We start from the raw sequence: 9,124 nt of genomic DNA, 5'->3' as shown, positions 1-9,124 counted from the left end.
TTTCCCGGCCCGTGTCGCGCTGACTTGGATAAATTTACACACCCCCGAAACACCCCCTGCAACCACCCCCCCTTAAACATCAAAACACCAGGTCAGAGCCGATCTTGGGGTGCTCGCGCGGGATGGCCGCCGGGACCGCGGTTCGAGTCCACGTTCGTGTGGTCCTGCTTCGTCGCCGCGAATCGCCCGGAAAGCGCCGGTAGCCTCCCAGACGATCGTCTGAACGGGGGTAGCAGTGGACTCCACACCGATCTACACCGAGCTGCGCGAGACGCTTGGGGACCCGGAAGACCGGAACTGGGGTCCCAGCGCCCCGCCCGAGTTCGCCGCCGCCCTGGCTGAGCGGGTCGAGCGACCGAAGCCCGAGGCCAAGAAGGCTGCGCGCACCGGGCCCGGTTCGCGCAGCAGGTCGCGGCGGCACCGCGCCGAGGACTGACCGCTCCTTCAGGGCGCGGCCCGTCGCGCACGCTGGCGGATCGGGTCGGGCACCGGAGCCGCGGCCAGGAGTCGTCGCGTGTATTCGTGCTGCGGGTCGCCGAGCACCTGGGCGCGGTCTCCCTGCTCGACCACCTCGCCCCGGTGCATGACGGCCACCCGGCGGGCGAGCAGGTTCACCACCGCCAGGTCGTGGCTGATGAACAGGCAGCTGAAGTTCAGCCTGGCCTGGAGCTCTTGGAACAGCCGGAGCACCGCGTCCTGCACCGACACGTCGAGCGCGCTGGTCGGTTCGTCGGCGATCAGCAGTCGCGGCTCCAGTGCCAGCGCCCGCGCGATGCTGACGCGCTGGCGCTGCCCGCCGGACAGCTCGTGCGGGTAGCGGCCGCGCATCGACGCCCCGAGCTCCACCGCGTCGAGCAGGGTGTCGACGCGCTCCGCCAGTTCGCGGCCGCGTGCCGCCCGGTGCAGGCGCAGTGGCTCGGCGATGCTGTCCGCGATGGTCATGCGCGGGTCCAGCGATGAGCCGGGGTCTTGGAAGACGATGCCGATGTTGCGGCGCACCAAGCGCAGCCGTCGTGCCGGCAGCCGGCCGATGTCCTGGCCGTCGAGCACGATCCGGCCCTCCGCCGGGGTCAGCAGGCGGGCCACCGCCTTGCCCACAGTGGACTTCCCGGAGCCGGACTCGCCGACCAGCGCGAGGACTTCGCCGCGTTCGACGTGCAGCGACACCCCGTCGACGGCGCGCTGGCCGGCGTAGCTCACGACCAGGTCTTCGACCCGGAGCACCGGCTCTGCGGGCGCGGCTTCGGCGCGCTCGCCGATCTCCAGCCTCGGCACTGCCGCCAGGAGCGCCTTGGTGTAGTCGTGCTCGGGCGCGCGGAACAGCTGCTCGACGGGGGCCTGCTCGACCAGGACGCCGCGGTGCATCACCACTACCCGGTCCGCGAGGTCCGCCACCACCCCCATGTCGTGGGTGATCAGCAGGATCGTCATCCCGTGGCGTTCGCGGAGGTCGCGCAGCAGGGCCAGGATCTCGGCCTGCACCGTCACGTCCAGCGCGGTGGTCGGTTCGTCGGCGATCAGCACCCTGGGCTCGCAGGCCAGCGCCATCGCGATCACCACCCGCTGCCGCTGCCCTCCGGAGAGCTGGTGCGGGTAGTGCTTCAGCCGTCGGCGCGGCTCCGGGATGCCGACGACGTCGAGCAGTTCCGCCGCGTGCTCGCGCGCCTCGCCGGCCGGCATGTCCCGGTGCAGCCGGATCGCCTCGACGAGCTGCCAGCCGATGGTGAAGACCGGGTTGAGCGAGGTCATCGGCTCCTGGAAGACCATCGCGAGCTGCTTGCCCCGGATCCGCCGCAGGTCCGGCCCGCTCAGTTCGGCGCCGTCCAGCTCGATGCGCCCGGTGACCTCGGCGGTCGGCGCGAGCAGCCCGAGCGCGGACATCGCGGTGACGCTCTTGCCCGAGCCGGACTCGCCGACCACCGCGAGGATCTCGCCGGGCGCGACGCCGAAGCTGACGCCGCGGACCGCCTCCGCGACGCCGTCCTCGGTGCGGAAGCGCACCCGCAGATCGGTGAAGGAAAGCACGTCGCTCATCGCTGCCCCTTCGGATCGAGGGCGTCGCGCAGGCCGTCGCCCAGGAGGTTGAAGGCGAGCGTCGCGAGCACGACCGCCAGGCCGGGGAAGACCACCAGCCAGGGCGCCTGCGCGAGGTACGTCTGGGCGGCCGACAGCATCACGCCGAGCGATGCCTCCGGCGGCTGCACGCCCAGCCCCAGGAACGACAGCAGCGCCTCGCCGATGATCGCCAGCGGGATGGCGACCGTGACCTGGATCAGCAGCGCGTTCACCGCGTTGGGCAGGATGTGCCGGAACATCGCGGTCGTGCCGCGCGCGCCGGCCGCGACGCAGGCGGCCACGTAGTCCTCGCCGGCCAGCCGCAGGGTCTCCCCGCGCATGACGCGGATCAGACTCGGCACCTGCGACAGGCCGATCGCGATGGCCGCGTTCACCATCGACGCGCCGAGCACCGCGGCCAGGCCGACGGCCAGCACCAGGAACGGGAACGCCAGCAGGGTGTCGGTGAGGCGCGAGACGACGGTGTCGGCGAAGCCGCGGTAGTAGCCGGCGATCAGGCCGAGCGGCACCGCGACGACCACCGCGAGCAGGACCGACAGCACGCCGACCACGATCGACGCGCGGATGCCGTAGATGACGCGCGCGAGCTGGTCGCGGCCGAGCTCGTCGCTGCCCAGCGGCAGCGCGAGCGACGGCTGCTGGAGGACCTGGTCGAAGTTCACCGCCGCCGGGTCCGCCGGAGCGATCATCGGCGCGGCCGCCGCCACCAGCACGAACAGCGCCGACAGCACGAGCCCGACGACGCCGGTGCGGTGCCGCAGCAGGCGGCGCAGCACCCGTCGCGAACCGCGCACCCGCGGCAGATCCGCCTGGGTCATCCGGCACCTCCACGGACTCTGATTCGCGGATCCACCACCGAATACAGCAGGTCGACGAGCAGGTTCACCAGGATGTAGCCGGCCGCGGAGACCAGCACCGCGGCCTGGATCACCGGGTAGTCGCGGGTGAACACGGCATCGACCATCAATTTGCCGAAGCCCGGCAGCACGAAGATCTGCTCGGTGACCACGGCGCCGGAGATCAGCGTGCCGAGCTGCAGGCCGAGGATCGTCAGGACGGTGATCAGGCTGTTGCGCAGGCCGTGGATGCCGACCACGCGCCACTCCCCTGCTCCCTTGGCGCGCGCGGTCCGCACGTAGTCCGAGCCCAACGCGTCCAACATGGACGATCGCATCTGCCGCATCAGCACCGCGGCCAGGCCGCTGCCGAGCACGAACGCGGGCAGGATCAGCCGTTGCAGGTTGCCCAGCGGTGACTCGGTGAACGGGACGAAGCCGGAGGCGGGCAGCACGCCGAGCCAGACCGCGAACACCAGGACGCACATCAGGCCGAGCCAGAAGTTCGGGATGGACAGGCCGAACAGCGACGCGCCGTTGCCGAGCCAGTCCACCGCGGTGCCGCGGCGCACCGCGCTGAGCACTCCGGCGGTCAGGCCGATCAGCGCGGCGAACAGCAGGCTCAGCACGGCCAGCTCGAGGGTCACCGGCAGCCTGGTGAGGATGATGTCGCCGATCGGCAGGCCGGTCTGGGCCGATTCGCCGAGATCGCCCTGCAGCACGCGGCCGAGCCAGGCCGCGTACTGCACGTGGATCGGCTCGTCCAGCAGATGGGCGCGGCGGATCTCCGCGATCACCGCGTCGTCGGCCTCGATGCCGGCGATCGCGACGGCCGGGTCGCCGGGCAGCGCGCGGAGCCCCGCGAACACCACCAGCGACACCAGCACCAGGGTCACCGCGGACTGCAGGATCCGGTGGAGCGCGTAGCTGCGCATGTCATCCCCCCGCCTGGACGTGGCCCGCGGACTTCATCCGGATGATCCCGTCGGGGAAGGTCTCGACGCCGGCGAGCTGCGCGGTGTGCGCGGTGTAGTACTGCGTGCGGTAGAGGTAGACGACGTTGTTGCGCTGGTGCAGGGCGTCGACGATCTGCTCGTACAGGGCCCGGCGCCGGGGCACGTCCTGCTCGCTGCCGGCCTGCTCGATCAGCTCGTCGGTGGCGGGGCTGAAGTCGCCGCTGTAGTTCTGCGAGCCGCCTTCGGTGTGGAAGGCCGCGATGTTGCCGTCCGGGTCGGGCCGGCCGGACCAGCCGACGAAGAAGGTCTGGAAGCGGCCCTGCCGCGCCTCGCTGATCGCCGTCGCCGACTCGGTCGGGCGCAGCACGACGTCGAAGCCCACCTGGGCGGCCATCGCCTGGATGACCTGGCCCGCCCGGAGCTGGGTCGGGTCGTTGGCCAGCGTCATCTCGAACCGCACCGGTGTCCGCGCGCCGGTCTCGGCGATGAGCCGGCGGGCCCGCTCCGGGTCGTGCGGCGGGCATTCCTGGGTCTTCGGGGTGGCGTACTCGCTGCTGTCCGGGATGGGTCCGCAGGCGGCCCGGAACAGCCCGTTGAAGGCGATCTTGTTGAGCGTGCGCCGGTCGATGGCCAGCGACAGGGCTTCCCGCAGCCGGGGATCGTCGGCGAGCGGGCCGGTCACCTCACCGGTCTCGCCGCCGACGTTGCGCACGTTGACGGTGATGCCGTAGTACTGCAGCGTCGGCTGGTTGAGCAGCACGATTCCGTTGTCCCGCAACAGGATCGGCACTTCGGGAGTGGGCACCTCCCAGATCACGTCGAACTCGCCGGAGCGCAGGTTGGCCATCCGGATGTTGTCGTCGGGGACCGTCCGGTACACCAGCCGGTCCAGGCGGACGCGATCGCGGTCGTAGTAGAACTCGCTGCGGTCCAGCACGATCCGGTCCTGCGCGACGCGTTCGGTGAACCGGAACGGCCCGACGCAGACCGGGTCGTCGGTGAAGTCCGCGCCGCGTTCGTCGAGCTTCGCCGGGGACATGATCATGCCGGCGCGGTCGGCGAGCATGCTGGTCAGCGGGGCGTACGGGCGGGACAGGGTGAGCCGCACCGTGCTCGGATCCACGACCGCCACCGATTCGACCGCGTTGAGCTCGGTCTTGCGGGCCGACCCCTTGAGCTCGCGGTGCCGGTCCAGGCTCTTCTTGACCGCAGGCGCGTCGAGCGGGGTGCCGTCGTTGAACAGCACCCCGGTGCGCAGCGGGATCGTGAGTTCCCGGCCGTCGGCGGAGATCTGCGGCAGCGCGGCGGCCAGTTGCGGCACCAGGCGGACGGATTCGTCGACGTCGTAGAGCTTCTCGCACATGCTGCTGAAGATCTGGCGGCTGGCCAGCGTCGACGCCAGCGTCGGGTCGAGCTTGTCCGGTTCCTGGTCGAGCGCGATCACCGCCTCGCCGCCGCGCACCGTCGGGGCCTGCACGGAGGAGCGCACCTCGGCGGCGGTCTGCTCGACGTCCACCAGCGGAGCGCAGCCGGTCGCCGCGATCGCGGTGGCCAGCGCCACCAGCACGCCTCGTCCGCAGCGATCCGCCACGCGCGTCTCCCGTCTGCCGCCGGGGTAAACGCGAGCACCGTATTTTGACCGGACCGCGCGTGTCCAGATCCGTGATCATTCCGGCATCTTGCGGAATTCGGTCACGGCAAGGCGCCAGGCCGGAATGAGCGCGGTTTCGCCGAACCTGTCCGGCGAGCTCAGTCGACGGCGGAGGAGAACGTCGGCAGCGAAACGGCCGGCACGCGGGCGGCGTCCGACTTCGCTTCCTCGGCCGACGTCGCGTCGAAGAGCGTTTCCTCGACCGGCTCCGACTGCTCGGCGGGCGCCGACTGCTCAGCGGGCTCCGGCTCAGGCTCGGCGGCCTTCTTGCTGAGGTGCTCTCGGGTGCGCTGCGCGGCACCGCGGATCTGCTCCGTCAGCTGCTTGTTGGCCTGCCGGGCCTGTTCCTCTTCGCGCTCCTGCTGGCGGGTGCTGCGCACCGGCTCCGGCTTGGGCGCCCGCGCGGCCTTGATGTAGCGATCGAGCACGGCCCGGAGTTGCTTGGTGTGCTTCTCGTTCAGGTCGATTTCGTAGGTCACACCATCCAGTGCGAAGGTGACGGTGTGGTTGGCTGGGGACCCGTCGATGTCATCGACGAGTTCGACCTGAATCCGCTCGGCCATGATCACCTGTCTCGGGAACGTGCCCCGCCTCGATCCGCGACACTTGCAGGTAAGACTACTGCGAGCCCTGACCACGTTGTAGCACGCGGCATCGCTGTTGTCTCGTACTTAACCATAGAACAACGCGGCGACCTGTCGATAACCGCCGGGCGGGTCACGCGCCACCTCACACGCCGGCGAGCGCCCGACCACCAACTGACAGTAACCGCTGCGGGGCAATCCTGGAAAGTAATCCAGCGCACATCGCAGGAAATTCCGGCCGCGGCTGGATCATTCTTGCGCCGATCGTTTATTGTTCGCTCGCTCTTCTCCGCACGAGGTTCGCGGAGAAGACGGGGAATCGAGCCGGAATCGAGGGTTACCGTGGCGCAGAAAGTCACCGTTCAGCTCGTCGACGACGTCGACGGCACAGCAGCCGACAGCACCGTCGAGTTCGCCTTGGACGGGGTGAACTACGCAATTGACCTGTCCACCGAAAATGCGGCCAAACTCCGCGACTCGCTGGCGTCTTTCGTGGCCAACGCCCGGAAGACCGGTGGCCGCAAGCGCGTCGCCGTCAAGCCGGGCAAGCCCTCGGCGACGCCGACCGCGGCCGACCGCGAACGCAACCAGGCCATTCGGGAATGGGCCCGGAATCAGGGCATGCAGGTTTCCGACCGGGGCCGCATTCCGGCGGAGGTCGTCGAGGCCTACGACAACGCTCAGTGAGCACGTGCCACGGGCGGCCGGTTCGAACTCGGGACCAATCCGGCCGCCCGTGAAACTCGTGCAATGACTCCTCGTAACGCGGTCTGAACGAGCAGTAATTGTCGCGGTGAATCCCTTATGCGGATGCCAAGAAGTCGGTGATTTCCTGACGGGTCGGCATCGAGCTGCTGGCCCCGTTGCGCTGCACCGACACCGCCGCACCGGCAGAGGCCAGCCGCAGTGCCTCGGGCATCTCGGCACCCTCGCCCAGCGCGGCGCTCAGCACGCCGACGAAGGTGTCGCCCGCGGCCGTGGTGTCCACGGCTTCGACCGGGAAGCTGGGCGCCTCCACGCGCGCTCCGTCGCGGTTGCCGTACAGCGAGCCGCGGGCACCGAGGGTGATCACCACTTCCGGAACCAGCTCCAGCAGCGCGGCGAGCGCGCGGTGCGGGTCGTCGTCGCCCGCCAGGATCGCCGCCTCGTGCTCGTTGGGCACCAGCAGGTCCACATTCGACAGGATTTCCCCGGGCAGCGGCACCGCCGGGGCCGGCGTGAGCACCACGCGCACCCCGTTGCGGCGCCCGGCCGCGGCGGCCGCGGCCACGCCGGGGAGCGGAATCTCCAGCTGCAGCAGCAAACTCCGCGATCCGGCGATCAGTTCCTCGTCGCCGTCGGCGAGCCCGTCGACCGTCCCGTTGGCGCCCGGCACCACGACGATCGAGTTGCCGCCCTCGTCGTCCACCACGATGTGCGCGGTGCCGCTGCGCCCCGGCACCGCGCGGACCCCCTTGACATCCACAGTGGATTTCTGCAGGGTGTCGCGGATCTGGGCGCCGAATTCGTCCTCGCCTACCGCGCCGATCATGCGCACCGCCGCGCCTGCCTTCGCCGCGGCGATCGCCTGGTTGGCGCCCTTGCCGCCGGGCACCGTGTGGAACTCCCGCCCCAGCACCGTCTCACCGCGCTTCGGGGCCGTCCCGACGTAGGCCACCAGGTCCATGTTGCAGCTGCCGAATACGGCCACAGTCGTTGTCACGTGGTTCATCATGGCCGATGAGGGGCCCTCGATCGGCTGACGGGTCCTCGCCTGCCGGACGACGTAACATGCCGACCAACCGTCGAGGAGAGGGCGAGAAGCGGTGGACTATGCGGTGACAGCGGAGCTCGCGCCGCCGGCCGAGGTCGTGGAGCTCGACGCGCTGCAGCAGGAGGGGATAGCGGCCGTGCTCGACCGCCACCTCGCGCTGGTCGAGGGGGTCTCCGGTCCGGGGGATGGCGACATCGACGTCCTCGACTACCGCATCACGGTGCACCTGACCGGCGCGAGCGTGGTGCTCGCGCTCGACGCGCCGTCGCTGCTGGCGGCCGAGGAAGCCGCCGCCTCGGTGCTCGACGAGCTGATCGGCGAGTCCGAGGTGCTCACCGGCTGGTCGGTGGCGCACTCGGAGGTGCGGATCACCGAGGACGAGTTCAACCAGCGGCTCGCCGCGGCCTCGGACATCAACGAGGAGTTGGAGGCGGCGGTCGAGGAGGCGCTGGAGACCTCCGCCGAGCCCGCGATGGACGCCGAGCACTGGCGCCTCCGGCTCACCCAGCTGGCTCCGCAGCTGCGGGCGTTCGAGGCGAGCGCGTTCGGCGCCGATCCGGACACCCACGCGCTGGCCGCCGGGGCGCTGATCCACGCGGTGCGAGTGGTCACCGACGAGATCTTCTACGACGAGCTGGCCCTGGCGGTGAACAACGCGACGGTGGCCGACGCGGTCGGGCTGCTGGTGCTGGAGGAATTGCCGCCCTGCTACGACCACCGCTACGACGCGTTCTTCGCCCGCGCTCTCGTGCTTTCGTCGGCGGCGGTCGCGGTGCGGCTGACGGAGCCGAGCTGGACGCCGCCGCGCACGGTCGCCGAGGCGCTGGCGTTGCGGCTGGTGGTCAACGAGGCGCGCGTGGTGCTGGAGGCCGCCGAGCTGATGAGCTGGGACGACAGCGAGACGGTGTTCGCCGCCTTCGCCGGGCGGGCCTTCGGCGACACCGACCACGACGAGCTCTACGAGGTGGACCTGCCGCTGTCGGAAGATGCGGAGCCGGAGGTGGCGGAGCAGGTCTCCAAGGTCGAGGCCGAGCTGCGCGCACGGGGCGTGGCCTTCGACCAGTGGTTCATCCCCCGCGACGGCAACCCGGGCCGCCACCCCTACTTCGGCTCGCTCTAGGCCGCAACTTCAATGAGGTTTTTCCAACCTCGTTTTGCGTGGCGGTGCGGGTGGCGGAACCTCAGAGGCTCCCTGGACTGTGGGTGCCCCTCCTGATGTATGTCCAATACACGGCGGAGGGGCCGTCCTCGCCAGGAAGCCTCTGAGA

At 70.4% G+C, this 9,124-nt stretch carries 9 protein-coding genes; 3 read left to right on the top strand and 6 right to left on the bottom strand.

The window, feature by feature from the left end; genetic code table 11:
• Window positions 1–235 precede the first annotated feature (235 nt).
• Window positions 236–436, top strand: a complete 201-nt coding sequence (locus AB0H93_RS44025) for a hypothetical protein (RefSeq protein ID WP_358582878.1) — start codon at window positions 236–238, stop codon at window positions 434–436.
• A gap of 8 nt (window positions 437–444) precedes the next feature.
• Here the strand turns inward: AB0H93_RS44025 and AB0H93_RS44020 are convergent, their stop codons facing one another.
• The 5 genes from AB0H93_RS44020 to AB0H93_RS44000 form a co-directional block, all read right to left on the bottom strand.
• Window positions 445–2,034, bottom strand: a complete 1,590-nt coding sequence (locus AB0H93_RS44020) for an ABC transporter ATP-binding protein (RefSeq protein ID WP_358582876.1) — start codon at window positions 2,032–2,034, stop codon at window positions 445–447.
• A complete protein-coding gene (locus AB0H93_RS44015; protein ID WP_358582873.1) occupies window positions 2,031–2,894 on the bottom strand; it encodes an ABC transporter permease in 864 nt (287 codons plus the stop codon). The genes AB0H93_RS44020 and AB0H93_RS44015 overlap by 4 nt, the downstream gene beginning before the upstream one ends.
• Window positions 2,891–3,847, bottom strand: a complete 957-nt coding sequence (locus AB0H93_RS44010; protein WP_358582871.1) for an ABC transporter permease — start codon at window positions 3,845–3,847, stop codon at window positions 2,891–2,893. The genes AB0H93_RS44015 and AB0H93_RS44010 overlap by 4 nt, the downstream gene beginning before the upstream one ends.
• 1 nt (window position 3,848) lies before the next feature.
• Window positions 3,849–5,459: an ABC transporter substrate-binding protein gene (locus AB0H93_RS44005; RefSeq protein ID WP_358582869.1), complete on the bottom strand. Its 1,611-nt coding sequence runs from the start codon at window positions 5,457–5,459 to the stop codon at window positions 3,849–3,851.
• Window positions 5,460–5,617: 158 nt separating this feature from the next.
• Window positions 5,618–6,082 carry an Lsr2 family protein gene (locus AB0H93_RS44000; RefSeq protein WP_358582867.1) on the bottom strand — a complete coding sequence of 155 codons (465 nt, stop codon included), beginning with the start codon at window positions 6,080–6,082 and terminating at the stop codon, window positions 5,618–5,620.
• 363 nt (window positions 6,083–6,445) lie between these two features.
• Between AB0H93_RS44000 and AB0H93_RS43995 the strand changes: the two genes are divergently transcribed.
• Complete coding sequence (locus tag AB0H93_RS43995) at window positions 6,446–6,790, top strand: Lsr2 family protein (RefSeq protein ID WP_132482616.1); 345 nt, start codon at window positions 6,446–6,448, stop codon at window positions 6,788–6,790.
• A gap of 115 nt (window positions 6,791–6,905) precedes the next feature.
• On the opposite strand, the gene rbsK is transcribed toward AB0H93_RS43995, so the two are convergent.
• Window positions 6,906–7,805 (bottom strand): ribokinase, encoded by a 900-nt coding sequence (gene rbsK / locus AB0H93_RS43990; RefSeq protein ID WP_358582864.1) that lies wholly within the window; start codon window positions 7,803–7,805, stop codon window positions 6,906–6,908.
• 115 nt (window positions 7,806–7,920) lie between these two features.
• On the opposite strand from rbsK, the gene AB0H93_RS43985 reads away from it, so the two are divergent.
• Window positions 7,921–8,976: a hypothetical protein gene (locus AB0H93_RS43985; protein ID WP_358582861.1), complete on the top strand. Its 1,056-nt coding sequence runs from the start codon at window positions 7,921–7,923 to the stop codon at window positions 8,974–8,976.
• The last annotated feature ends 148 nt before the right edge of the window (window positions 8,977–9,124 follow it).

Origin of the sequence: Saccharopolyspora sp. NPDC050642 (assembly GCF_040654735.1) — a bacterium.
In the GTDB taxonomy this organism is placed as follows: domain Bacteria; phylum Actinomycetota; class Actinomycetes; order Mycobacteriales; family Pseudonocardiaceae; genus Saccharopolyspora; species Saccharopolyspora elongata.
The sequence above is the reverse complement of the archived record's forward strand: the minus strand, read 5'-3'. Positions and strand labels throughout refer to the sequence as shown.

Coding starts and splice junctions, on each gene's coding strand:
- AB0H93_RS44000 (WP_358582867.1), bottom strand. CDS start 6,082: ATGGCCGAGCGGATTCAGGTCGAACTCGTCGATGACATCGACGGGTCC.
- AB0H93_RS44010 (WP_358582871.1), bottom strand. CDS start 3,847: ATGCGCAGCTACGCGCTCCACCGGATCCTGCAGTCCGCGGTGACCCTG.
- AB0H93_RS44015 (WP_358582873.1), bottom strand. CDS start 2,894: ATGACCCAGGCGGATCTGCCGCGGGTGCGCGGTTCGCGACGGGTGCTG.
- AB0H93_RS44020 (WP_358582876.1), bottom strand. CDS start 2,034: ATGAGCGACGTGCTTTCCTTCACCGATCTGCGGGTGCGCTTCCGCACC.